The 24,044-nt window shown below is 62.9% G+C and carries 18 protein-coding genes and 1 tRNA gene; 9 read left to right on the top strand and 10 right to left on the bottom strand.

Annotated elements, in window-relative coordinates; translation table 11 throughout:
• Nucleotides 1–153: 153 nt before the first annotated feature.
• Together NKJ46_RS13830 and fcl are read left to right on the top strand one after the other, a co-directional pair.
• Entirely contained in the window at nucleotides 154–1,308 is a 1,155-nt protein-coding gene (locus NKJ46_RS13830) for a dihydrodipicolinate synthase family protein (RefSeq protein ID WP_352665532.1), read from the top strand.
• A gap of 158 nt (nucleotides 1,309–1,466) precedes the next feature.
• Nucleotides 1,467–2,429, top strand: a complete 963-nt coding sequence (gene fcl, locus NKJ46_RS13825) for a GDP-L-fucose synthase (RefSeq protein WP_352665657.1) — start codon at nucleotides 1,467–1,469, stop codon at nucleotides 2,427–2,429.
• 66 nt (nucleotides 2,430–2,495) lie between these two features.
• Here the strand turns inward: fcl and NKJ46_RS13820 are convergent.
• A tRNA-Val gene (locus NKJ46_RS13820) sits at nucleotides 2,496–2,570 on the bottom strand.
• Between the two features lie 162 nt (nucleotides 2,571–2,732).
• Nucleotides 2,733–3,095: a cell cycle two-component system response regulator CpdR gene (gene cpdR / locus NKJ46_RS13815; protein ID WP_006199474.1), complete on the bottom strand. Its 363-nt coding sequence runs from the start codon at nucleotides 3,093–3,095 to the stop codon at nucleotides 2,733–2,735.
• Nucleotides 3,096–3,248: 153 nt separating this feature from the next.
• On the opposite strand from cpdR, the gene NKJ46_RS13810 reads away from it, so the two are divergent.
• Together NKJ46_RS13810 and hisN are read left to right on the top strand one after the other, a co-directional pair.
• Nucleotides 3,249–4,190 (top strand): N-formylglutamate amidohydrolase, encoded by a 942-nt coding sequence (locus NKJ46_RS13810; RefSeq protein ID WP_352665531.1) that lies wholly within the window; start codon nucleotides 3,249–3,251, stop codon nucleotides 4,188–4,190.
• A gap of 347 nt (nucleotides 4,191–4,537) precedes the next feature.
• Nucleotides 4,538–5,311, top strand: a complete 774-nt coding sequence (gene hisN / locus NKJ46_RS13805; protein WP_352665529.1) for a histidinol-phosphatase — start codon at nucleotides 4,538–4,540, stop codon at nucleotides 5,309–5,311.
• A gap of 64 nt (nucleotides 5,312–5,375) precedes the next feature.
• Here hisN and NKJ46_RS13800 read toward each other — a convergent pair whose 3' ends face one another.
• Complete coding sequence (locus NKJ46_RS13800) at nucleotides 5,376–5,834, bottom strand: styrene oxide isomerase (protein ID WP_352665528.1); 459 nt, start codon at nucleotides 5,832–5,834, stop codon at nucleotides 5,376–5,378.
• Nucleotides 5,835–5,964: 130 nt separating this feature from the next.
• Complete coding sequence (locus NKJ46_RS13795; RefSeq protein WP_352665527.1) at nucleotides 5,965–6,939, bottom strand: alpha/beta fold hydrolase; 975 nt, start codon at nucleotides 6,937–6,939, stop codon at nucleotides 5,965–5,967.
• Nucleotides 6,940–7,412: 473 nt separating this feature from the next.
• On the opposite strand from NKJ46_RS13795, the gene NKJ46_RS13790 reads away from it, so the two are divergent.
• The gene (locus NKJ46_RS13790; RefSeq protein WP_023675381.1) at nucleotides 7,413–7,877 is read left to right on the top strand and encodes an Hsp20 family protein; all 465 of its coding nucleotides are present in this window, start codon (nucleotides 7,413–7,415) and stop codon (nucleotides 7,875–7,877) included.
• Between the two features lie 92 nt (nucleotides 7,878–7,969).
• On the opposite strand, the gene NKJ46_RS13785 is transcribed toward NKJ46_RS13790, so the two are convergent.
• On the bottom strand, nucleotides 7,970–9,022 hold the full coding sequence (locus NKJ46_RS13785) for a threonine aldolase family protein (protein WP_352665526.1): 1,053 nt from the start codon (nucleotides 9,020–9,022) through the stop codon (nucleotides 7,970–7,972).
• 475 nt (nucleotides 9,023–9,497) lie between these two features.
• Here NKJ46_RS13785 and gltB point away from each other — a divergent pair, with 475 nt between their 5' ends.
• Together gltB and NKJ46_RS13775 are read left to right on the top strand one after the other, a co-directional pair.
• Nucleotides 9,498–14,228, top strand: coding sequence for a glutamate synthase large subunit (gltB, locus tag NKJ46_RS13780; RefSeq protein ID WP_352665525.1), 4,731 nt, complete (start codon nucleotides 9,498–9,500; stop codon nucleotides 14,226–14,228).
• A 143-nt stretch (nucleotides 14,229–14,371) separates the two neighbouring features.
• Entirely contained in the window at nucleotides 14,372–15,826 is a 1,455-nt protein-coding gene (locus NKJ46_RS13775; protein WP_352665524.1) for a glutamate synthase subunit beta, read from the top strand.
• Nucleotides 15,827–15,848: 22 nt separating this feature from the next.
• On the opposite strand, the gene NKJ46_RS13770 is transcribed toward NKJ46_RS13775, so the two are convergent.
• The gene (locus NKJ46_RS13770) at nucleotides 15,849–17,096 is read right to left on the bottom strand and encodes an SGNH/GDSL hydrolase family protein (protein ID WP_352665522.1); all 1,248 of its coding nucleotides are present in this window, start codon (nucleotides 17,094–17,096) and stop codon (nucleotides 15,849–15,851) included.
• 26 nt (nucleotides 17,097–17,122) lie between these two features.
• Nucleotides 17,123–18,349 carry a lytic murein transglycosylase gene (locus tag NKJ46_RS13765; protein ID WP_352665520.1) on the bottom strand — a complete coding sequence of 409 codons (1,227 nt, stop codon included), beginning with the start codon at nucleotides 18,347–18,349 and terminating at the stop codon, nucleotides 17,123–17,125.
• Nucleotides 18,350–18,556: 207 nt separating this feature from the next.
• Here NKJ46_RS13765 and galU point away from each other — a divergent pair, with 207 nt between their 5' ends.
• Entirely contained in the window at nucleotides 18,557–19,462 is a 906-nt protein-coding gene (galU, locus tag NKJ46_RS13760) for a UTP--glucose-1-phosphate uridylyltransferase GalU (RefSeq protein ID WP_352665519.1), read from the top strand.
• Between the two features lie 132 nt (nucleotides 19,463–19,594).
• Here the strand turns inward: galU and NKJ46_RS13755 are convergent, their stop codons facing one another.
• The gene (locus NKJ46_RS13755; RefSeq protein ID WP_502903400.1) at nucleotides 19,595–21,334 is read right to left on the bottom strand and encodes an outer membrane beta-barrel protein; all 1,740 of its coding nucleotides are present in this window, start codon (nucleotides 21,332–21,334) and stop codon (nucleotides 19,595–19,597) included.
• A 177-nt stretch (nucleotides 21,335–21,511) separates the two neighbouring features.
• Between NKJ46_RS13755 and NKJ46_RS13750 the strand changes: the two genes are divergently transcribed.
• Nucleotides 21,512–22,513, top strand: a complete 1,002-nt coding sequence (locus NKJ46_RS13750; protein WP_292664673.1) for a KpsF/GutQ family sugar-phosphate isomerase — start codon at nucleotides 21,512–21,514, stop codon at nucleotides 22,511–22,513.
• Nucleotides 22,514–22,520: 7 nt separating this feature from the next.
• Here NKJ46_RS13750 and NKJ46_RS13745 read toward each other — a convergent pair whose 3' ends face one another.
• The gene (locus tag NKJ46_RS13745; protein WP_352454064.1) at nucleotides 22,521–22,985 is read right to left on the bottom strand and encodes an NfeD family protein; all 465 of its coding nucleotides are present in this window, start codon (nucleotides 22,983–22,985) and stop codon (nucleotides 22,521–22,523) included.
• Between the two features lie 10 nt (nucleotides 22,986–22,995).
• A complete protein-coding gene (locus tag NKJ46_RS13740; protein ID WP_352665515.1) occupies nucleotides 22,996–23,946 on the bottom strand; it encodes an SPFH domain-containing protein in 951 nt (316 codons plus the stop codon).
• Between the last annotated feature and the right edge of the window lie 98 nt (nucleotides 23,947–24,044).

Genomic DNA, 24,044 nt, shown 5'->3' with positions numbered 1-24,044 from the left:
CCCGGAAACAATGCGGCTCAGTGGGCGCAATCCTCCAGCAAGTATGGCTTTCACCTGCTGCGATGCAGCAATTTGAGCTGCGCGGGGCAGGGGGCAAAATATCTTGATTTATTGGAACGTTCCATTTATTAGGCGCTGGGAAGGGAGAGAGCCATGGACATCACCTTGCCCGGGGAAGGCGGCGGCCGTGTCCGCTACCGGCTTGTCGGCCAGCCGGTGCAGCCTGTGGCCGGCGCTCGCTTCTCGCGCATCGCCTACGCCGCCGCCCATGTCGTTGCCGATCCCCTCGCCATGACCGATCCGTGGTCGAGGCCCGCGATCGATTGGGACAAGACGATGGCGTTTCGCCATCACCTTTGGCGGCTTGGCTTCCGTGTCGCCGAAGCGATGGACACCTCTCAGCGCGGCATGGGTTTCGATTGGGCAAATGCCAGGGAATTGATCCGCCGCTCCATTATCGAGGCGCGCAGCGTCGAGGGGGCCGATCTCGCGTCAGGCGCCGGCACCGACCATCTGGCGCCGGGTGCCGCCAGTACGCTCGACGATGTCATCGCGGCCTATGAAGAACAGCTCGGCTTCATCGAAGGGCTTGGCGGCAAGGCGATCATGATGGCCAGCCGCGCGCTGGCGGCGGTCGCCAAAGGCCCCGACGACTATATTGGCGTCTACGACCGCATCCTGTCCCAGGCCTCCGGCAAGGTCATCCTGCACTGGCTGGGCGACATGTTCGACCCGGCGCTGAAAGGCTACTGGGGCAGCAGCGATTTCGAAACCGCGCTGGAGACGGTGATCGCGATCATCGAACGCCATGCCGGCAAGGTCGAGGGCATAAAGATATCGCTGCTCGATGCCGGCAAGGAGATTGCCCTCAGGGACCGGCTGCCCGAGGGCGTGGTGATGTTCACCGGCGACGACTTCAATTACCCCGAGCTGATCGCCGGCGACGGCGACAGACATTCGCACGCGCTGCTCGGCATTTTCGATGCCATCGCGCCGGTCGCCAATGCGGCACTGGCAAAGCTGGCCGACGGCGACCGCGCCGGCTATGACGCGCTGATGGCCCCGACAGTGCCGCTGTCGCGCAAGATCTTCGAGGCGCCGACCGAATACTACAAGGCCGGCATCGTCTTCATGGCATGGCTGAACGGCCATCAGGAGCATTTTTCGATGATCGGCGGCATGCAATCGGCGCGCGGCATCCGTCACTATGCCGATGTCTTTCGCCTTGCCGATCAGGCAGGATTGCTGGCCGAGCCGGAGCTTGCCATTGCCAGAATGACAAGCCTCTGCGCGGTAGCGGGCGTCTGATCGCAAACGCTGCAGCGTCCGATCCAAGCCCAGGTTCGGTAGCTTTGCGATTTGCCTTGTCTGGGCAAATCTGTATGCGGTATGCGTCCAACAGAGAAGCCGATCCGGCGCTCAGCCGGCCAACCGGCAAAGCTGCCGTTCCGCATTGGGGTAAGCTGATGACCTTCGACCTTCAGGGCAAGCGCGTTTTCGTGGCCGGACATCGCGGCATGGTCGGCTCGGCAATCCTGCGCAGATTGGCCGACGAGGATTGCGAGGTCCTGACCGCCTCGCGCGCCGAGCTCGATCTTCTCGACCAAGCCGGCGTGCGGCGCTGGATGGCCGACCGCAAGCCGGATGCAGTGGTGATGGCGGCGGCCAAGGTCGGCGGTATCCTGGCCAACAACAGGCTTCCCGTCGATTTTCTGCAGGACAACCTCGTCATGCAGAACAATGTCATCGACAGCGCCTTCCGCAACGAGGTGCAGAAGCTGCTGTTTCTCGGTTCATCCTGCATCTATCCCAAATTCGCGGCGCAGCCGATCTCCGAAGACGCCTTGCTGACCGGGCCGCTCGAACCCACCAACGAATGGTATGCGATCGCCAAGATCGCCGGACTGAAACTGTGCCAAGCCTATCGGCGCCAGTACGGCGTCGACTACATCTCGGCGATGCCGACCAATCTCTACGGTCCGGGCGACAATTTCGACCTCAATTCAAGCCATGTCGTGCCCGCCCTGATGCGCAAGGCGCACGAGGCCAGGCGCGCCGGCCGCAAGAGCCTGGAGGTGTGGGGATCGGGCACGCCGATGCGCGAATTCCTGCATGTCGACGACGCCGCCGACGCGCTGGTCTGGCTGCTGAAGAATTATTCGGGCGACAGCCACATCAATGTCGGCTCTGGGGAAGACATCACGATTGCCGACCTTGCCCGCACCATCGTGTCGGTCGCCGGCGCCGATGCGACGATCACATTCGATGCGACGAAGCCGGACGGCACGCCGCGCAAGCTGATGGACGTATCGCGCCTGTTCGCCACCGGCTGGCGCCCGCGCTACTCGCTGCGCAGCGGCTTGGAACAGACCTATGCCTGGTTTCTGGAGCACGTCGAGACCGGCGATCTGCGCCTCGGCGCGGCCTGAGGCTGGTATTGGCCGGGAACGTCAGTCGACGAAAAAATACCGACGGCCAATTGAGGATTATCTGGATGGTGGGCGTGACAGGGATTGAACCTGTGACCCCTGCAATGTCAATGCAGTGCTCTCCCGCTGAGCTACACGCCCATCCGAAGCCGCGCATACACCATTTTTGGTTCGGCACGTCAATAGCGGGAAAAGGGAAAGAATGGCTGGCTTGTCTCTTTGTTTTGACGCAATTCCGGACGGAAAACCGCCTCACACTTTTCCTGGAATTGCTCTAGTCGATCAAGACGCGACAAAAGAGCGTCAGGCGGCCTGCAGCATCTTTTCGACCTCGTTGACGAGGTCGCGCAAATGGAACGGCTTCGATAGTACCTTGGCGTCTTTCGGCGCTTTGGAATCAGGGTTCAGCGCGACGGCGGCGAAGCCGGTGATGAACATCACCTTGAGGTCGGGATCGATTTCGGTGGCGCGGCGGGCAAGCTCGATGCCATCCATCTCGGGCATGACGATGTCGGTCAAAAGCAGCGAAAAAGGTTCCTCGCGCAGCCGCTCATAGGCACTGGCGCCATTGTCGAAATCGCTGACCTGATAACCGGCGCGTTCCAGCGCCTTGACGAGGAACCGGCGCATGTCGTCGTCGTCTTCCGCCAGCAGAATGCGTGCCATCTTGTCCCGTCCGAATCACCCAACCGACAATGCCGTGCGGCAAGCCCGTTAACCATGCTGTATATGAGGAGGTGACGGTAAACATCAAGTGAACGTTGGCCGCACAATCCTGATTTGGCTGGCACTTCGGCGGCTGGACATGCGGGCGGCGAGGTGGCACTTTCCTATCATGATGCATTGGTATTTCCGGGTTCGTTCAAATTGAAAACGGCAGCCGAGGATTTTTCGGTCGTTCCACCCTTCGAAATCCGATCGGGCGCCGAACAGCGCGTTCCCTTCCTCTTCAACTCGCCGCATAGCGGCCGCTACTATCCGGACCGGTTCATGGCGATGGCCAAGCTGGACCGCAACGCCATCCGCCGCTCCGAGGACTGCTATGTCGAGGAATTGTTCGGCGGTGCCGTCGCGCTCGGCGCGCCGATGCTGGCGGCAAACTTCCCGCGCGCCTATCTCGATGTCAACCGGGAGCCGTGGGAACTCGACCCGCGCATGTTTGCCGAACCGGTACCGTCATTCTGCAACATCCGCTCGGCGCGTGTGGCCGGCGGGCTCGGCACCGTGCCCAAGCTGGTCGGCGAGGGGCTCGACATCTATTCCGGCCGCTTGCCGCTGGCCGAAGCCGTGGCGCGCATCGAGGCGGTCTACAAGCCCTATCACGAGACGCTGAAACGGCTTTTGACCAGAACCCATGCGCGCTTCGGCTACGCCGTCCTGATTGACTGCCACTCGATGCCGGCAAGCATAAGGGTAGGCGACAGCGGATTGCGGCCGGATTTCATCGTCGGCGATCGGTTCGGCATTTCCGCCGCGGCGGCGTTGACCGAGACGGCGATCGGCCTGCTCACCGGCATGGGCTACAGCGTCGCCCACAACAAGCCCTATGCCGGAGGCTTCATTACCGAGCACTATGGCCGCCCCGTGCGCCATCTGCATGCGCTGCAGATCGAGGTCAATCGCGGGCTCTACATGAATGAGCGGACGTTCCAGAGGTCGGCTGGTTTCGACGCGCTGGCCGGCGATCTGGCGCGGTTTTCGGCCGAACTGATGGCGATGCCCGATCACAATTTCATGGATCTGCCGCTGGCCGCCGAATAGCGGAGGAATCGCGGTACTCGCCACTCATGCGGCAGCGTAAAAAAAGACCGCATCGTTTGCACGACACGGTCGAAGTCTAGGGAGGAAACGCCCAAGGAGGGCATGGACAGGAACCCCTGTCCGAGAACAAACGTATTGTGCGCTGCACAAATGTCAAGGCGCGTTTCGGCTTTTTTAATTCACTGTGAAGTGGAAATTGCATTTCCACGACGACTGCGTTGCATTCGAGCAACAGTTGGCATCATGCGAAAGGCTCCAAACGCCGTTGTTTCGGCACGAACGCCCTTGTTTCGGCATAAATCCGTAGGCAAACGGGTATCTCAAACATGCTGGAGCGGGAGAATCAGTTGGACATCAGCATCGAGTTCATGCGGCGCATTGCGCATGCCGCCGCGGCCGAGACCTTGCCGCGCTTCCGCAATCAGGGCGCGGTCACCAACAAGGAGCGCGGCAGCTTCGACCCGGTCACCGAGGCCGACCGCGAGGCCGAGCGCGCCATCCGGGCGGTGATCAGCGCGCAATACCCCGATCACGGCATCCTCGGCGAGGAGCATGGCAGCGAAAACATCTCCAGCCGGCATGTCTGGGTGATCGATCCGATCGACGGCACGCGCGCCTTCATTTCCGGCCTGCCGGTATGGGGCACGCTGGTCGGGCTGACGGTCGACGGCGATGCCGTCGCCGGCATGATGTCGCAGCCCTTCACCGGCGAGCTGTTCTACGCCAACGCTTCCGGCTCGCATTATGAAGGTCCTGGTGGCCCGCGAAAACTCACGACGCGCAAGACCACAAATCTCGCCGACGCGACGCTGTTCACCACCACGCCGGCGCTGTTCAAGGGAGACGCGCGCCTGCGCTACGACCTGTTCGAGCAACAGGTCCAACTCGCCCGCTACGGCACCGACTGCTATGCCTTCGCCATGGTGGCGGCGGGCAGCGTCGATATCGTTGCCGATCCCGGATTGAAACCCTACGACATCGTCGCGCTGATCCCGATCATCGAGAAGGCAGGCGGCGTCGTCACCACTTTCGAGGGCGGACCGGCGGAAAAGGGCGGCGACATCCTGGCGGCGGCGACACCGGAGCTGCACGCAGCAGCGATGGCGGCGCTGCGCGGCTGAGCATCCGGTGCACCCAAGCGTCTGTTTTGCGCAAATCCGACGGAAACCGTGGTACGGTTCTAAATTAGCTGTCGGCAGGCCAAGCGTCTGAGAGACGCAGGCCCCACAAAATGAGCACGAAAGAGATGAGGCCGGTCGGCGCGGACGAATACGCGACGCCTTTGATGAGGTTTTCCTCAAAGGCGCTTCCGTGGAAGGCTCCGGCCGCCAACGGCATTGTCTCGTTGCCGGCTCCCCAGGCGCTGGCGATCACGTAGGCGGCCAGGATCGCCAAAGCCGAATAGATCAGGAGCCAGAACGCAATCCGCGACATCGCGGCGCCGAGATTGAGCCTAGACCATGTGAGGCCTAGCGCCAGCAAGAGAACGCCCTCCAGGGCGCTGAGCGTGTGCGCGGACAGTCCGAGCCGCGGTGCGGCGAGGTACGGTATTGCAAACCCTTCGAATGACGAAAACAGCAGCAGCGCGACGCCAATCTGCAGCAGCCGATGCCCCTGACGTGACAGCGTGTTCGATGCGTTCATGGTCGTTTTTCTCCCGGTCTCTGCCGAATGACCTCCAACCTAGCGCGCGATGCCTGAACGGGAATAAGGGGGCGAGCTGTGCCGGGCAAGCGACCCGCGCAGGCTTTGTTGCCGGACGCCGGCGAAGCGGTCAAACAGCGTCGCCGGTTCCGGGGATGAAGGCGTCGAATGCCGCAAGCAGTTGCTCGCGATAGAGGTCGGCTTCCTGCAGGATCTCATGGCGGGCGCCGTCGATCATCACTAGCGAGCCGACACGCAGACGTCTCGCATAGGCTTCGACTGCCCTGGTCGAGACGACCTGGTCGGCGCCGGCGGCGATCATCAGCAAGGGCACCTGGATCTTGGCCATGAAATCCGGGTCGCTGACGATCAAGGACGCCTCCGTGGCCGCCTTCAGCCAGCGGATCGTCGGTCCGCCGAGCGCCAGCTGCGGATAGGTTTCGTAGATCAGCGTGTTGCGCCGATAGCGCGCCGGGTCGCTGGTCAGCTTGTTCATGGCGAAGGGCACCGATTCCTTCGGCCGCGGCCCCCATGCGGCATAGAGCCGGCCAAGGCCGAGAAGGCAGAACAGTGAACAGATGCGGCGGACGTTTTTTACCGAAACCGGCAGGTCGGGCACGGTGAAGAACGGTGCGATCAGCACCATGCGGCGCACGCGGTTCGCCATTGCGGGCGCGGCGAGCAGCGCAATCACCGCACCGGCCGAGTGGGCCAGTATGTAGTAGGGGCCTCGGCAATCGGGCAGCACGATCTCCTCGAAGAACTGCTCCAGATCGCCGGTGTAGTCGAAGAAGCTCCGGACGAAGCCGCGCTGTCGGTCGCCGATCAGCCGGTCGGAAGCGCCCTGGCCTCGCCAGTCGAGCGTTGCCACGCCAAAACCCCGGTCGGCAAGGTTGCGAATGGTCTCGAAGTACTTCTCGATGCACTCGTTGCGGCCGGTCAGGACGACGACGGTGCCCTTCAGCGGGCGGGAAACCGCGGCAAACAGCCCATAGCGGATTTTCTTGCCGTCGCGCGTGGTGAAGAAGCCGCCGGCTGCGTTTTCCGGCAGCGGATTGCCCGGAGTTTCGTGGAAGAGGGGGAGCTGGTGGATAAGATCGGTCATGCGGTGTTTGGTTGGTGTCGGTGCCGACGGGCGCAAGTCAGGCATAAACGCCCATGCGCCAAAAGCAAAGCAATTCGGGACGCGGGGGAGGTCGACCGAGGTAGTAAACAAGCAAGGCCGGAAGCAGCCTTGGGCGTGCTTCCGGCCTCTGTCGACCCGGGAGGAAGGGACGTTACACCCGGTTCGGCCTCGTCGTGTCGCCTTTTCCGGCGACCTGTTCGTGATCTCGAGAACAGTTTTAATGCCGCCTGGCTGAACGCTCGCCGAAGCCACGGTTCATCTGCCGTTCATCGGCATCGGGACGTGGGCCGGGGCCGGTCCCGTTCGGACGCGGGAAAATCTTGAAATGCCGTCGTCCGCTTCCCAAATTTGTCATGCGGCCGCCAATGTCGGGGCCGCTGGCCCATCCGGAACGCCGTTACGGGTTTCGCACCGGCCATACGCAACCTTGTTGCTCAACAGGAGAACACACCATGCGTCACGTTGATTTTTCCCCGCTCTACCGTTCGACCGTCGGTTTCGACCGGCTGTTCACCATGCTCGATTCGCTTGCGCAGCCGGAAGGCCAGACTTACCCGCCTTACAACATCGAGCGCACGGGTGAGGATGCCTATCGCATCTCGATGGCTGTGGCCGGCTTCTCGGAAGATGAGATTTCGATCGAAGCTCACCGCAATGTGCTGACCGTCAAGGGTGAGCGCAAGGAGGAAGGCAATGGCGAAGGCTCCGAACTGCTCTATCGCGGTATCGCCAGCCGAGCCTTCGAGCGCCGCTTCCAGCTTGCCGATCACGTCGAGGTTGTCGGCGCTGCGCTGAAGAACGGCCTGCTCTTCGTCGACCTCAAGCGCAACATCCCCGAAGAGTTGAAGCCGCGCAAGATCGCGATCACCTCGGCTCCGGCCAAGGCCAAGCAGATCGAGGCCAAGACTGCCGCCTAAGCCAGGCAGCTAATTCTCCCGGGATGCCAACTCCCCGGGAAGAAAGGGCGGTGCAGCAATGCGCCGCTTTTTTTGCTGGCGAGTAAGGCTTGCTATCCGGCGAGCAGGTAGCCGAAACGGTCGACCTCGTCGGGCGTGGTCGCGAAGCTGGTGACGAAGCGATAGAGCGCTTCGTCCTCGCCGATGTGGCCGTCATAGCCGAGCGGCCTGTGCCAGTCATGGAAGGCCGCGCCTGCCGCCTGCATGCTTTCGGCCTCGGCCTTTTTCATGACCGCGAAGACCTCGTTCGCCTGCGGCAGCCAGGCCAGCCGGGCCGAAGGGGAATCTTCGATCGCCGCGGCAAGCCGTGCCGCCATCGCATTAGCGTGCCGTGCCGTGTCGAGCCATAGCCCACCCCTGAAATAAGCATCGAATTGCGCGGCGATGAAGCGCGATTTCGAGAACAGCTGGGCCGCGCGCTTGCGCAAAAAGGCCAATTCCTCGGCTCGCTCGAGGTCGAACAGCACGACCGCCTCGGCGCACCAGCAGCCATTCTTGGTGCCGCCGAAGGAGAGGATGTCGACGCCGTGCTTCCAGGTCATTTCGGCCGGCGTCGTTTCCAGCGCGACGAGCGCATTGGCAAAGCGAGCCCCGTCCATGTGCAGCGGCAGTCCACGCTGCTTTGCGATCGCCGAAATCCTGGCGATTTCGTTCAGCGAGTAGACCGTGCCGACCTCGGTCGACTGAGTGATCGAAACGGCAACCGGCCGCCCGGAATGGACGTTTTCGGGTGCGAAACGGTCCACCGCCCGTTCCAGATTGCCGGCATCGATCTTGCCGAGTGCGCCTTCGACTGTATAAAGCCGCGAACCGCCGGTAAAATATTCCGGTGCACCGCATTCATCCTCGATGACGTGCGATTCGCGATGGCAGAAGGAAATGCCGCCTGGCTTGTTATAGGTGGTCAGCGACAGCGAATTGGCGGCGGTGCCGGTGGCCACGAAAAACACCGCGACCTCGCATTCGAAGATTTCATTGAAGCGCTGGTAAACGGCCTTGTCGAGGGCGCCGTCGCCATAGGCGGTGGAGAAGCCGTCGGCATGGGCCGACAGGCCGGCAGCGATACGGGGATGGGCGCCTGCCCAATTGTCGGAAGCGAAAATCATGCGTCTGCCTATGCTGGGGAAATCGGTGCGAGCTTGGCCGCTTTCGCATGCCGGCCGCAAGGGGCAGATACCGAAAATCCGCTAAAGCCAGCGAAAGGCATGAGCGTACATGCCGCGAGTGAAGGTTACGCTGGCACGGCGTTCCGCGCAATTTTCTGTCGCGTAAGGTTCAAGAATTTTGTGAATCGGTCTTGTGTGCACCCAAAATTTCTGTCATAAAAATTTAGGACAGTAGTGCTGTCTTATTTTGTCGCACAAAACTGGCCGCATTGGCATATGATTGCGCCTCTGCGGCATTGCCGCGAGCGACAGCTAGACAGCCTGGCTCCAGCCTGTACGAATACCATATGCGAACGATGCGGAAAGCCGCACGGTCGGCAAGAATTTCGCAAGACGTGCCGCAAGAGTGAAAGGGGAGCCACGCGCTTCCCGACGGAAACCAGCGCCCGAAGGGGACGGAACGGAGGACAGGACGATGACGGATATGACGCCATCTGCGACGAAGGCCGCGCAGACGAAAGCGGCAGCCGTCAAAAATCCGTCCCTGACCAATATTGGGCGAACCAGCACCGGCTATGCCGCGCACGGCCTCTACGATCCGCGCAACGAGCATGATGCCTGCGGCGTCGGCTTCATCGTCAACATGAAGGGCGTAAAGTCGCACCAGATCGTCGAGGACGGCCTTGCCGTTCTCGAAAACCTGACGCATCGCGGCGCCGTCGGCGCCGATCCGCTGATGGGCGACGGCGCCGGCGTGCTGGTGCAACTGCCGGACCGCTTCTTCCGCGAGGAGATGGCCAAGCAAGGGGTCGAACTGCCGAAGCCTGGCCACTATGCCGTCGGCCACGTGTTCATGCCGCGCGACCCGGAGCTGCAGGCGCATATCGAAGGCATCATCGCCGAGGTGGCGCAACTCGAGGGCCAGCCGCTGCTCGGCTTTCGCGACGTGCCGGTCGATAATTCGTCGCTCTCAAAGGCGCCTGACATCGCCGCTTCCGAGCCAGTGCACCGGCAGGTGTTCCTGGGCCGCGGCGCCGAGATCGAGAATGACGACGATTACGAGCGGCGGCTCTACATCCTGCGCAAGGTCATTTCCGGCCGTATCCACGAAGAGACCAAAGGCGTCGACAACGGCTTCTATGTCGTCTCGATGTCGTCGCGGACCATCGTCTACAAGGGCATGTTCCTGGCCTATCAGGTCGGCGCTTACTACAAGGACCTCACCGACCCGCGTTTCGAGACGGCGCTGATCCTGGTCCACCAGCGCTTCTCGACCAATACGTTCCCGTCGTGGAAGCTGGCGCATCCCTACCGCATGGTCGCCCATAATGGCGAGATCAACACGCTGCGCGGCAACGTCAACTGGATGGCGGCACGGCAGGCCTCGGTCGATTCCGAACTGTTCGGCAACGACATCTCGAAGCTGTGGCCGATCTCCTATGAGGGGCAGTCGGACACCGCCTGCTTCGACAATGCGCTCGAATTCCTGACGCAGGGCGGCTATTCGCTCGCCCACGCCATGATGATGCTGATCCCGGAAGCCTGGGCCGGCAACAAGCTGATGGGGCAGGACCGCAAGGCCTTCTACGAGTATCACGCAGCGCTGATGGAGCCGTGGGACGGGCCGGCGGCGGTTGCCTTCACCGACGGCCGCCAGATCGGCGCCACGCTCGACCGCAATGGGCTGCGGCCGGCGCGCTACATCGTCACCGATGACGACCGCGTCATCATGGCTTCGGAAGCCGGCGTGCTGCCGGTGCCGGAGGAAAGGATCGTCAAGAAGTGGCGGCTGCAGCCCGGCCGCATGCTGCTGATCGACCTGGACAAGGGCCGCATCGTTTCCGACGAGGAGATCAAGTCGGAGATCGCGACCAGGCACCCCTACAAGAGCTGGCTCGCCAACACCCAGCTCATCCTCGAGGATCTGAACCCGGTCGAGCCGCGCGCCCTGCGCAGGGATGTCTCACTGCTCGACCGCCAGCAGGCGTTTGGTTACACCCAGGAAGACACCAAGCTGTTGATGTCGCCGATGGCGACCACCGGCCAGGAAGCGGTCGGCTCGATGGGTACCGACACGCCGATTTCGGCAATGTCGGACAGATCGAAGCTGCTCTACACCTATTTCAAGCAGAATTTCGCACAGGTCACCAACCCGCCGATCGACCCGATCCGCGAGGAACTGGTGATGAGCCTGGTGTCCTTCATCGGGCCGCGGCCCAATATCTTCGATCTTGTCGGCAATTCGCGCCGCAAGCGGCTCGAAGTGCGCCAACCGATCCTGACCAATGGCGATCTGGAGAAGCTGCGCTCCGTCGGCCACACCGAAGACCGTTTCGACACCAAGACTATCGACATCACTTACGGTTCGAATGAAGGCGCGGCCGGCATGCAGGGCGCCATCGACCGGCTGTGCGAGCGCGCCGAGGCGGCGGTCGCCGGCGGCTACAACATCATCATCCTGTCGGACCGTCAGCTCGGCCCGGACCGCATCGCCATTCCGGCACTGCTGGCGACTGCGGCCGTGCACCATCATTTGATCCGCAAGGGATTGCGCACCTCGGTTGGGCTCGTCGTGGAATCCGGCGAGCCGCGCGAGGTGCATCATTTCTGCTGTCTCGCCGGCTACGGCGCCGAGGCGATCAATCCCTATCTCGCTTTCGACACGCTGCTCGACATGCACAAGCGTGGCGAATTGCCGGCGGAGGTCGATGCCTACGAGGTCGTCTCTCGCTACATCAAGTCGATCGGCAAGGGCATCCTGAAGGTGATGTCCAAGATGGGCATCTCCACCTACCAGTCCTATTGCGGTGCGCAGATCTTTGATGCCATCGGGCTGAAGTCGGACTTCGTGCAGAAGTACTTCACCGGCACGGCGACGCTGATCGAAGGTGTCGGGCTGGACGAGATCGCCGCCGAAACGGTCAGCCGCCACACCGACGGCTTCGGCAACGACCCGGTGCTGCGCAACAGCCTCGAGGTCGGCGGCGAATACATGTTCCGCATGCGCGGCGAGGCCCATATCTGGTCGCCCGACGCAGTGGCGACCTTGCAGCACGCCGTGCGCCAGGGCTCGTGGGAGACGTTCAAGGACTATTCCGCCCAGATCGACAGCGAGACCGCACAGGCGCAGACCATTCGCGGCCTGTTCAAGATCAGGCTGGCGCAAGAGACCGGGCGCAAGAAGGTCAAGCTCGACGAGGTGATGCCGGCCGCCGATATCGTCAAGCGCTTCTCGACCGGGGCGATGTCCTTCGGCTCGATCTCAAGGGAAGCGCACACGACGCTGGCGCGCGCCATGAACGCGATCGGCGGCAAGTCGAACACCGGCGAGGGCGGCGAAGAGGCCGATCGCTATCTGCCACTGCCGGGCGGCGGCAAGAACCCCGAACGCTCGGCGATCAAGCAGGTCGCCTCCGGCCGGTTCGGCGTGACTGCGGAATATCTGGTCAATTCCGACATGATGCAGATCAAGGTCGCGCAAGGGGCGAAGCCCGGCGAGGGCGGCCAGCTGCCGGGCCACAAGGTCGATGCGACCATAGCCAAGGTCAGGCATTCGACGCCGGGCGTCGGTCTGATCTCGCCGCCGCCGCATCATGACATCTATTCGATCGAGGATCTGGCGCAGCTCATCTACGATCTGAAGAACGTCAATCCGGCGGCCGACGTATCGGTCAAGCTGGTCTCGGAAGTCGGCGTCGGCACAGTTGCGGCCGGCGTCGCCAAGGCGCGTGCCGACCACATCACCATATCAGGCTACGACGGCGGCACCGGCGCTTCGCCGCTGACCTCGCTCAAGCATGCCGGCAGCCCGTGGGAAATGGGCCTTGCCGAGACGCACCAGACGCTGGTGCTCAACGGCCTCAGGTCACGCGTCGCGCTGCAGGTCGATGGCGGCCTGCGCACCGGACGTGACGTCATCATCGGCGCACTGCTCGGCGCCGACGAGTTCGGCTTCTCGACCGCGCCGTTGATCGCGGCCGGCTGCATTATGATGCGCAAGTGCCATCTCAACACCTGCCCGGTCGGCGTCGCGACGCAGGACCCGGTGCTGCGCAAGCGCTTCAAGGGCACGCCCGAGCACGTCATCAACTTCTTCTTCTATGTGGCGGAAGAGGTGCGGGCGCTGCTTGCCGAGATGGGCTGCACCCATCTCGACCAGATCATCGGCGACACCGACCTTCTGGAAAAGCGCGAGCTGATCCAGCACTGGAAAGCGCGCGGGCTCGACTTCAGCAAGATGTTCTACAAGCCCGATGCCCCGCACGAGGCGGTGCACTGGACCGAGCGGCAGAAGCATCCGATCGACGACGTGCTCGACCGCAAGCTGATCGAACTGGCAAAGCCGGCGCTCGAAGACAGGCAGCCGGTCAGCATCGAACTGCCGATCCGCAACGTCGACCGTTCGACGGGCGCCATGCTGTCGGGCGAGGTGGCAAAGCGCTTCAAGCACAAAGGCCTGCGCGAGGACACGATCTCGGTCAAGCTCACCGGCACGGCCGGCCAGTCCTTTGGCGCCTTCCTGGCGCGCGGCGTCTCGTTCGAACTGGTGGGCGCTGCCAATGACTATGTCGGCAAGGGCCTTTCGGGCGGCCGCATTGTCATCCGTCCGCCGGAGAACACGAAAATCGTTGCTGCCGAGTCCATTATCGTCGGCAATACCGTGCTCTACGGCGCAACCGAGGGCGAGGCCTATTTCTGCGGCGTTGCCGGCGAGCGTTTTGCCGTGCGCAATTCGGGTGTCGCCGCCGTCGTTGAAGGCGTCGGCGACCATGGCTGCGAATACATGACCGGCGGGATCGTCGTCGTCATCGGCCAGACCGGCCGCAACTTCGCCGCCGGCATGTCGGGCGGCGTCGCCTATGTGCTCGACGAGGCGGGCGATTTCGCCGAGCGCTGCAACATGGCGATGGTCGAGCTGGAGCCCGTTCCGGAAGAGGACGATCTGATGGAAAAGCTGCTTCACCATGGCGGCGATCTCGACCATAAGGGCCGTGTCGACGTATCCGGCGATATGACCAGCCATGACGAGGAGCGGCTCTACCAGCTGATCTCCAACCACGTCCACTACACGGGCTCGGTACGAGGTCGCGAAATCCTCGACGATTGGGCGACTTTCCGGCCGAAATTCCGGAAGATCATGCCGGTCGAATACCGCCGCGCGCTGATCGAGATGGAACGTATGCGCATGAACGTGGCGGCGGAATAGATTTGGAAATTGCCGGGAGGCCGTGCGCCCCGGCAACCATCTTCATCAGCAATCCTGACCTCGGACTGAAGGTTGCCACGGCTGCCTTATGAGGTTAACGGGTGCGTCGCCAGGCGTGCCTTCCGGACAGCAGGGACTGGACTATGGGCAAGGTAACAGGGTTTCTCGAGATCGACCGGCAGGTGCACAAGTACCAGCCGGCTTCCGACCGCATCCGGCATTTCCGCGAGTTCACGCTGCCGATGTCGGACAAGGAGGTCGAGAAACAGGCCGCGCGGTGCATGGATTGCGGCATTCCGTATTGCCATGGACCGAACGGCTGCCCGATCCATAACCAGATCCCGGACTGGAACGACCTTGTCTACAATGGCGACTGGGAAAACGCGATCCGCAACCTGCATTCGACCAACAATTTTCCGGAATTCACCGGCCGCATCTGTCCGGCACCTTGCGAGGAAGCCTGCACGCTGAATCTCGAGGACATTCCGGTCGCCATCAAGACGATCGAGCAGGCGATTGCCGACAAGGCCTATGAAACCGGCCATATCCGGCCCTATCCGCCGGAACGGAAGACCGGCAAGCGCGTCGCGATCATCGGCTCGGGGCCGGCAGGAATGGCCGCTGCCCAGCAACTCGGCCGCGCCGGCCATGACGTTCACGTCTATGAGCGCGAGAGCCGGCCGGGCGGGCTGATGCGCTACGGCATCCCCGACTTCAAGATCGAGAAGCATTATATCGACCGACGCATCGAGCAGATGCAGGGCGAGGGTGTCAGCTTCCATTGCGGCGTCAATGTCGGCGTCGACAAGCCGGTCGCCGAACTGCTCGCCGAATGTGACGCGGTGCTCTATTGCGGCGGTTCCGAAACGCCGCGTCCGGCCAACATCCCGGGCGACGATCTCGACGGCGTGCACGACGCCATGCCCTATCTGGTGCAGCAGAACAAGCGTATCGGCGGCGAGCCGATCCAGTCGGTCGCATGGCCGTCGCGCCCGATCGTTGCCGGCGGCCAGCACGTTGTCGTCGTCGGCGGCGGCGACACTGCCTCCGACTGCGTCGGCACCGCCTTCCGCCAGGGCGCGGTGCGCGTAACCCAGCTCGACATCCGCCCGCAGCCGCCGGAAAAGGAAGACAAGCTGTCGGTCTGGCCCTACTGGGCGACCAAGATGCGCACGTCATCCTCGCAGGCCGAAGGCGCCGAGCGCGAATTCCAGGTGGCGACGCTTGAATTCATCGGCGAGGACGGCCAACTGACCGGGGTAAAATGCTGCGAGGTCGACGAAAAGCGCAAGCCGATCGCGGGCACGGAATTCGTCATCCGCGCCGATCTCGCGTTCATCGCCATCGGCTTTGCCGGGCCAGCCGCTCGCGGGCCGGTGTCGGAACTCGACGGGCAGATGACGATCGTCACCGACAGCCGCCGCTCGAAGAACGTCGAGGCCAATGACCGGGACTACAGGACCAGCGTCGAAAAGCTCTATGCGGCGGGCGACGTGCGGCGCGGCCAGTCGCTGGTCGTCTGGGCGATCCGCGAGGGCCGCCAGGCGGCGCGCGCCATCGACGAGGCGCTGATGGGATCGAGCGTGCTGCCGCGCTGAGTCCGTTCCGAAGAGGTTCTGCTTACTGCCGGATCGCCGTCGTCGTGTCGGATCCGGCCGCCGTTGCAGGCTGTGTCTTGGGTGGCCACGAGAAATCGTCGGCGCGGCCCGGTGAGGCGTCGGGCGCCTTGCCCTCGACGACAAGCCTTTCGCCCGGCAAATGCTTGTCCGCTTTTGCCGGCGGGGCGGCGCCGAGAAGTTCCGAGCCGCCGTCCAGCGCCGGATCGCTGAGCAGCATCGGCACGGTGCGATCGACGGCTATCGGTGCGGCAGCAGGTGCCGGCGCCTCGACGGGAGCGCCGGCCGGGGCAGAAGCAGTCACCACGCTTCCCGGCGCGGCCAGCCCAACGATCTTCATCAGCGGCTTTTCGGTATAGAAGGCGAGCTTGCGCTTGCCGGCCTTCGACATGTTGATGCCGTCGTCGGAGCGCAGGCGCACCGATTGGCCGTTGATGTCCGGACCGCTGGTGATGAAGGCGCCGTTCTCGTCGACAAACCCGTCCCAGACGTCGACGAATTCGCCGCCGTGGCTTTCGGCGGACGAGCGGAAGATGTCGTTGAAGGCCAGCATGTCGGAGGTCATTTTCGAGACCCGGATAGCCGGCATGCCAACCCACAGATACGGCACCTTGGTTGCCGCGATGGCCTTGCCGAACGCTTCTGTCCGGCGCTCGTATTCCTTGGTCCAGTTCTCGGATCGCGGCTGCTCGCGCACATCGCCGACGCGCATCTGCTGCCGGTCGTTGGATCCGAGCATGACGACGACGGCTGCCGGTTTTTCGGCAGCGATCAGCGACTTGACCTGTTCTGGCCAGTTGTAGACATCATCACGCACGAAGCCGGACGATCCGTTGGCACGGACGACAATCCTGACGCCGGTGTTTTCGGCAAAGGCGGCGTCGAGCCCCTCAGCCAGCCCAGATGCCATGAAATCGCCGACCACCAGAACGACGCGTGCATCCGGCGCCTTCTCGGCCACCGGGGTTGTCTGTTCGGCCGGCGGCGGCCGGCGAACTGACCGGGGCTTTCTCAGCTTGGCCCTGGGCTTCGTTCTCTGGAATTCTCTCTGGAATTCGGGCGGCGGCTGCTCAAACCGCTCGCTTCTGCGCGGAAACAACAGGTCGCGCAGCGACCAGCCACGACTTTCCGGCTCCTGCGCCATGGCCGAGGTATGAAAGGCACTGGCGGCGCCGACTGCCAGAACGGCGATCGCCAGAACGAGGATCGGCACGCGACGAACGATTAACCGGATGCGCGCAGCCGAAACCAATCACCCTCTCCATCCCGTAACCGGCTCTAGTTCTGCCTGAGCCATTTGAGCACTTCCTTGCTCGGATACCCGTCCTGGGTCAAGCCGGCCTTTGCCTGGAAGGCCATGATGGCGGTTTTCGATCCGTCACCGATCTTGCCGTCGAACTTGCCGTCGTAATAGCCGTGCTCGGAAAGTCGCTTCTGAAGCTCCTGCCTTTCCTCGAAGGAGAGCTTGGTAAACGGTCGCTTCCAGTCCTGCACAAGCCCGCCATAGCCGGCGATTTCGTCGGCAAGAAGACCCACGGCGAGCGCATATTTATCGGCATTGTTGTAACGCTTGATGACCGAGAAATTCTTGATCATCAGGAAGGCTGGCCCGCCGCGGCCGCCGGGCAGCTTCAACGTCGCTTTGTCTGCACCGTTCTTGAACGGCTTGCCGTTGGCACGGCTGACGCCCAGCGCCTGCCATTGCGACAGCGACTTCGAGCCTCCGGGCAGCTTCTTGCCGTCCGGAAGGCTGACCTCATAACCCCAGGTCTTGCCTGCCTGCCAGCCGTTCTTCCGCAGCAAATTGGCGGCTGTCGCCAGTGCGTCGGGAATCGAATTCCAGATGTCGCGCTTGCCGTTGCCGTCCATATCGACCGCATAGGACAGGTAGCTGGTAGGGATGAACTGGGTGTGGCCCATTGCACCGGCCCATGAGCCGCTGAGATGGCTTTCGTCGATGTCGCCGGTCTGCAGGATCTTCAGCGCCGCGATCAGCTGGGTGCGGGCAAATTTCGCACGCTTCGGGTCGGCATAACCAAGCGTCGCCAGCGAGCGCACGACATTGCGCATGATATCGTCGCGCTTGAGGGTTTCGCCGTAGTTCGATTCCATCGACCATATGGCCAGCAGGATGTAGCGGTCGACGCCGTACCTTGCCTCGATCCTGTCCAGCCAAGGCTTCCATTTCCTTGCCATCTGCTGGCCGACGGCGACCGACTGGTCATGGACGCGGTTGTCGAAATAATCCCAGGCGGGTGCGGTGAATTCGGGTTGAGTACGGGCCTTTTCCAGCACCACCGGGTCAGCATCGCTGATGCCCTTGAATGCCTGGTCGTAGACGGAGCCGGAAACGCCGCTCGCCACGGCGGTAGCACGGAAGCTGGCGACCCATTGGCGGAAGCCGGCATCGGCAAAAGCCGGCCCGCTGGGCATGAGCAAGGCAAGCGAGAGGCTGGCGGCCGTCAGGACGCTGGTGAAGCGCCTTGCGGCGTTGCGAACGGACATCTTTTCCTCCTTCTTCATCTCAGGAAGACTATTCATCGCCGAACCCGGTTAGCATTTGGTTTACCATAGGTGGCGTCCGGGGTGAAAAGATGCGTCAATGCTTTACCAGCTGAGATTTCTGACCCGCCGTTCAGTAATCCTCGATTTCGGCATGAAAATGTCTCGAATCGGGATTGCCGAACAGGCATGCAAATGGATAATTGGCACATGAAGAGAGTTCGCAAGGCAGTGTTCCCGGTTGCCGGTCTCGGCACGCGCTTTCTCCCCGCCACCAAGGCCATTCCCAAGGAAATGCTGACGGTCGTCGACAGGCCGGTCATCCAGTATGTGGTCGATGAGGCGCGCGAAGCCGGGATCGAGCATTTCATCTTCGTGACCGGCCGCAACAAGGCGGTCATCGAGGATCACTTCGATGTCCAGTTCGAGCTCTACGACACGCTTGCGCAGCGCGGCAAGGACGACCAGCTCGCCCGCCTGCAGCGGCTGCAGCCGGCGCCGGGGCAGACCAGCTTCACCCGCCAGCAGGTACCGCTCGGCCTTGGTCACGCCGTCTGGTGCGCGCGCGAGCTCGTCGGCGACGAGCCCTTTGCGCTGCTGTTGCCCGACATGATCATGCAGTCGGAAAAAAGCTGCATGAAGGATATGGTCGAGCTTTACGCGGAGACTGGCAACAACATCGTCGCCGTGCAGGAATGCGATCCGGCCGAGGCGCATAAATACGGCATTGTCGGCCGCGGCGAGGACGCGCATCACGGTTTCCGCATCACCGGCATGGTGGAAAAGCCGAAGACCGGCACGGCGCCCTCGAACCTCTACATCAACGGGCGCTATATCCTGCAGCCGGAGATATTCAAGATACTCGAAGGTCAGGAAAAAGGCGCCGGCAACGAGATCCAGCTCACCGATGCAATGCTGAAGCTGCAGAAGCAACAGCCCTTCTACGGCTACCACTACCGCGGGCGGACGTTCGACTGCGGCTCGCCCGAAGGCTTCGTCGAGGCCAACGTTGCCTTCGCACTGTGGCGCAGAGATATGAATGCCAGCATGGCCGGCGTCATTCGCACGCTTCTCGACGAACTCGCGCCGTCAGAACGCCGCGGCGTAGCCTTGTAGTTTCAACACCGGTTGCCGCGCTGATCGGCTAAAGCGCGCCGCGTTCGACCGGCCTCATGCGACGCGCTTCAGGTTCTTGTTTTATGCAAGTCGTTATCGCAAAACCGCTGCACGCTTTTGCGCGACATGCATTTAGCGCTGCAACTTCAAGCCGACGAAGATACTGTTGGCCGTGTAGTCGCGCCCGACCAGGTTGCTGGTCAGTTTTTCAGTCCTGGCGCGGGTGGTGAGCCCGGTGTAGCGGTTCAGCCACCACGTCAGCCCAGCCTCGGCGCTCAGCGTCAAATCATGATCGTCGGAGCCAGTATAGTCGCGCCATTCAAGGCCGAGAGCTGCATTTCCGGTCAGGTTGGCGCGGATCTGCCGCTCGCCGGTGAGGCTGCCGGAATAGAGCATGTCGCCGCTTTCGCCCGCGTTCGTCGTGTTCTCGGCGGTCGTCTGTGCGGTGAGCCCGATCGTGGTGCCACGTTCCGGCGACCATTTGAGATCGGCATTGACCGTCGCGCCCGAAATAGCCGGCAGGGCGTCGTCGTCGATGGCTTCGCGTAGCCAGCCGACCGAGAACTCGCCTTTAAGCTTCTCGCGGAGATCGAGCTCGACGCCGGCCCGTGCGCCAAGCCTGGTCGAGGAGCGCTGGAAACCGTTTGGATCGACGCGCAAATCATAAGCGCGCCGGCCGATCTCGATTTCGGTGAACGGGGTGATGGCAGGCGAGATCTCGTAACCGGTGCGCAAAATGGCCGTGTAGAGCGTCGAGTCGCGGCCCTTCTGCGACAGCGATCCGCCCGACGAAAGCTTGGCGTCGCCAAAGATGTCGTGCTCGACCGCGCCGGTCAGCGCGAAGCGCATCTTGCCGGCATCCTTCTCGACGGCGAGACTGCCGTTCACGGTCTGGCGCACCGGCTGGCCAACGGCGCCGACGACTGCGTCCGGCGCCGAGGCCGATTCGGGCACGGCCTCATAGCCCAGCTTGGCGATGGCGCGCAGATCATTGTCGAGATCGATGTTGAGCGTGCCGTCGACGCGGCCTTGCGCCTCGTGAATGTCATAGCCGGACAAGGTTTCGCGGAAGATGCCATAGCCCTCAACCGTCGCCGAATTCTCCCGCCAATCGGAGACGGCGTTGAAGCGCAGCGTCGTTTCCGACAGCAAGGCCGGCTTTCCGAGGCTGCTCGAATCGGCGTTTGTCGAAGACGTCAGGCCTTGCTCGAGCGTCGGCCGGATCACGAAGGAGCCGAGCTTGATGCCGGTGGCGGCGAACGGGTCGTCCTCGTTCTTTTTGTTCTGGCCTTCGATGGCTTCGATGCGTTCGGCGCCGGGGTCGAGCTTGAGCCTTTCGGCGGAATCGACGGTGACGGCACGGCGGTTGACCGTATCCTGCTCGTCTATGGCAGCTGTATCGGTGTCATCGGTCGTCGCCGCGCCTGCAGTCGCGGTTCCCTTGCTCTTCGTACTGTCCGCGGTCTCGTCTTCGGCGTTGGCCGCATTGGTGGCGCGTTGCGTTGCGCTTGGCCGCCGTCGCGGCGGCGGAGCAGGGTTGTCGGGAAATGGGTCGCCGCTGGCCTCTGGCGGATCGAAAGTGCCGCCGGTTGTGGCCGCTTCGCCCGTGCCGTCGTCAGGCAAGGCCCCCGGACTGGCCGGACGATAGGTAGGCAGCGGCGTATTGTCGTTGGCGGTTGCAGCAGCCTGCGCGGCCTGGGTTCCAGCCATGCTCGATTGCCTGATCTTGTACTGCTGGTCGTCCAGGATTGTCGATTCCGAAACCTCGCCGCGCAGCTCGGTTTCCTGGGCGCAAAGCAGCGCCGGCCGCGACAACGCAAGGACACTGGTTGCCAGCAGCAAAGCGCAGATCGCCTTGCCCTTTCGTCCCATTTTGCTTTGAGGCTGAAACCCGGACATCGGCACCACTGCTTGCGCGGCGCACGCGCGCCATACTTACGAAACCGTAAATGGGGATGGTTAACGGAGCGTTGAGGGATGGGCCGTCAAGGTGTTCGGGGCGGCAATTCCGTTGGACAGGCGCGCGCCGAAGCGCTAATCGCATCGTCCATGGACGTGAAATCCCCAGACAGGAAGCGGCACGACGGGCAGGCCGCGATTGCCTCGGCGCTGAGAACGGTGGCGACGGAGCAGGCCGGCGTCGCGGCACTGGCAGACGCTCTCGAAAACGGGCTGGCCGAGCCGTTCGCACGGGCCGTCGACATGGTGTCGCAGATCGATGGCCGCGTCATCGTCACCGGGGTCGGCAAAAGCGGCCATATCGGCTCGAAGATCGCCGCGACGCTCGCCTCGACCGGCACGCCGGCCTTCTTCGTCCACCCTGCCGAAGCCAATCACGGCGACCTCGGCATGATCGCCAGGAACGACGCTATCGTCGCCCTGTCGTGGTCGGGGGAAAGCCTCGAGCTCAAAGGCATCATCGCCTATTCGAGGCGCTTCTCGATCCCGCTGGTCGCGGTCACTGCGGGCGAAAAATCGGCTCTGGCGCGCGCAGCGGACGTGGTGCTTCTGCTGCCGCGAGCCCCGGAAGCCTGTCCGCACGGCCTTGCGCCGACGACCTCGACGCTGCTGCAAATGGTGATGGGCGATGCGCTGGCCATCGCGCTGCTCGAGGCACGCGGCTTCACCCCGGACCATTTCCGCACGTTCCATCCCGGCGGCCAGCTCGGAGCCAACCTGACGCAGATCCGCGAGATCATGCATGTCGGCGACAGGCTGCCGCTGGTGTCGTCAGGTACCGGCATGCGCGAAGCGATCCTGGAATTGTCGCGCAAGGGGTTTGGCTGCGTGGCGGTGACTGGCGCGGACGGCAAGCTGATCGGCATCATCACCGACGGTGACATCAGGCGCCATATCGGCAGCGATCTCCTGGCGATGAGCGTCGATCAGGTGATGACCAGAGAGCCAAAAATGGCCGCGCCCGACACGCTTGTTGCGACGGCGCTGCAGACGATCAACGACTCGGCCATCACCAGCCTAATGGTGGTCGAAGGCAGGCGGCCGATCGGGCTCGTCCATCTGCACGACCTGCTGCGCATCGGTGCTGCCTAGCGGGCTTCTAGACCGCCTCGACCGTCAGTTCCAGGTCGGTATCAGCGGCGCCCGTCACGCGCACCTGCGTGCCGGCCGGCAGGTCAGGGCCGGAGACGCGCCACAACGTGTCGCCCAGCTTGATGCGGCCGCGCCCGTCCTTGATCGGCTCGGCAAGGGTCGCCGTCCGGCCGACCATCTGTGCGCCGCGACGGTTGAGCAGCGGCTGGTCGGTTTCATCATGGCGCCCGCCCACCAGCCGCTTGCCGACATAGGCCGAGACCAGCGACAGCGCGAGGAAGGCGAGGACCTGGACCTGCCAGGTCCAGAAACCGGCATCCCAGATGAGAAGTGAGACGACGCCGATCAACAGCGCGGCAATGCCGATCCACAGCATGAAAATACCCGGCGCGATAACCTCCATAACCAGCAGGACGAAGCCGAGGACCATCCAGCTCCACGGGCCGAGTTCGGAAACAATGCGGTCGAGCATGGCGGCGGCCTCAGGTTTCGCTCGGGCGAACCACCGGCGGGCGGGCGGCCTGTCGTGCGGCGCCGGCGGTGCCTTCGCTCCGGAAAACCTCCTTGGCGATTTCGCCAATGCCGCCGAGCGTGCCGATCAGCGATGAGGCCTCTATCGGCATCAGAACGAGCTTGCTGTTTGTCGCCGAGCCGATCTTGGTCAGCGCTTCGGTGTATTTCAGCGCGACGAAGTAGTTGAGCGCCTGCACGTCGCCCTTGGAGATCGCCTCCGACACCACCTGCGTGGCGCGTGCTTCAGCCTCGGCCGAGCGCTCGCGCGCCTCGGCGTCGCGGAAGGCGGCTTCCTTGCGGCCCTCGGCCTCCAGAATCTGCGATTGCTTGAGGCCTTCGGCGGCGAGGATCTGGGCGCGCTTATTGCGCTCGGCCATCATCTGGCGGCCCATCGATTCGACGAGATTGGCCGGTGGGTTGATGTCCTTGATCTCGACACGAGTAATCTTGATGCCCCAGGGATGCGCCGCCTCGTCAACGACCCGCAGCAGGCGCTCGTTGATGGCGTCGCGGTTCGACAAAAGTTCGTCGAGGTCCATCGAGCCCATCACGGTGCGGATGTTGGTCATCGTGAGATTGAGAATCGCATTCTGCAGGCCGGAGACCTGGTAGGCGGCCTGCGCCGCGTTGAGCACCTGATAGAAGGCGATACCATCGACGGCAACGGTGGCATTGTCGCGGGTGATGATCTCCTGCCTCGGAACGTCGAGAACCTGCTCCATCATGTTCATCTTGGCGCCGACACGGTCGACGAAAGGCACGATCAGATTTAGGCCTGGGTTCAATGTCCTGGTGTAACGGCCAAAGCGTTCGACGGTATAATTATAGCCTTGCGGAATTGTCCGGATGCCCTTGAAAAGCACCAGGACGACAAGGGCGACAAGAACAAGAAGCGCGATATCAAAACCACTGAAACCCATTTGGCTCTCCCCTCAAAAGCCGGCCATGTTGGACATTCCACGCGGCCGACTTGACCAAACACTTAAGTGTGTTTCAGCAACGTTACAATCAGGTGATC

Source organism: Mesorhizobium sp. M0166 (genome assembly GCF_040322255.1).
Taxonomy (GTDB): domain Bacteria; phylum Pseudomonadota; class Alphaproteobacteria; order Rhizobiales; family Rhizobiaceae; genus Mesorhizobium.
Note: the sequence above shows the minus strand (reverse complement) of the source record. Positions and strands in the feature narration are given on the sequence as shown.

Bases quoted from the DNA above. Each gene is read 5' to 3' on its own strand.
- NKJ46_RS13830 (WP_352665532.1), top strand. From the start codon at position 154: ATGGACATCACCTTGCCCGGGGAAGGCGGCGGCCGTGTCCGCTACCGG.
- NKJ46_RS13755 (WP_502903400.1), bottom strand. From the start codon at position 21,334: ATGGGACGAAAGGGCAAGGCGATCTGCGCTTTGCTGCTGGCAACCAGT.
- gltB (WP_352665525.1), top strand. From the start codon at position 9,498: ATGACGGATATGACGCCATCTGCGACGAAGGCCGCGCAGACGAAAGCG.
- NKJ46_RS13790 (WP_023675381.1), top strand. From the start codon at position 7,413: ATGCGTCACGTTGATTTTTCCCCGCTCTACCGTTCGACCGTCGGTTTC.
- galU (WP_352665519.1), top strand. From the start codon at position 18,557: ATGAAGAGAGTTCGCAAGGCAGTGTTCCCGGTTGCCGGTCTCGGCACG.
- NKJ46_RS13765 (WP_352665520.1), bottom strand. From the start codon at position 18,349: ATGTCCGTTCGCAACGCCGCAAGGCGCTTCACCAGCGTCCTGACGGCC.
- NKJ46_RS13775 (WP_352665524.1), top strand. From the start codon at position 14,372: ATGGGCAAGGTAACAGGGTTTCTCGAGATCGACCGGCAGGTGCACAAG.
- NKJ46_RS13785 (WP_352665526.1), bottom strand. From the start codon at position 9,022: ATGATTTTCGCTTCCGACAATTGGGCAGGCGCCCATCCCCGTATCGCT.
- cpdR (WP_006199474.1), bottom strand. From the start codon at position 3,095: ATGGCACGCATTCTGCTGGCGGAAGACGACGACGACATGCGCCGGTTC.
- NKJ46_RS13795 (WP_352665527.1), bottom strand. From the start codon at position 6,939: ATGACCGATCTTATCCACCAGCTCCCCCTCTTCCACGAAACTCCGGGC.
- NKJ46_RS13745 (WP_352454064.1), bottom strand. From the start codon at position 22,985: ATGCTCGACCGCATTGTTTCCGAACTCGGCCCGTGGAGCTGGATGGTC.
- fcl (WP_352665657.1), top strand. From the start codon at position 1,467: ATGACCTTCGACCTTCAGGGCAAGCGCGTTTTCGTGGCCGGACATCGC.
- NKJ46_RS13750 (WP_292664673.1), top strand. From the start codon at position 21,512: ATGGACGTGAAATCCCCAGACAGGAAGCGGCACGACGGGCAGGCCGCG.
- NKJ46_RS13800 (WP_352665528.1), bottom strand. From the start codon at position 5,834: ATGAACGCATCGAACACGCTGTCACGTCAGGGGCATCGGCTGCTGCAG.
- NKJ46_RS13740 (WP_352665515.1), bottom strand. From the start codon at position 23,946: ATGGGTTTCAGTGGTTTTGATATCGCGCTTCTTGTTCTTGTCGCCCTT.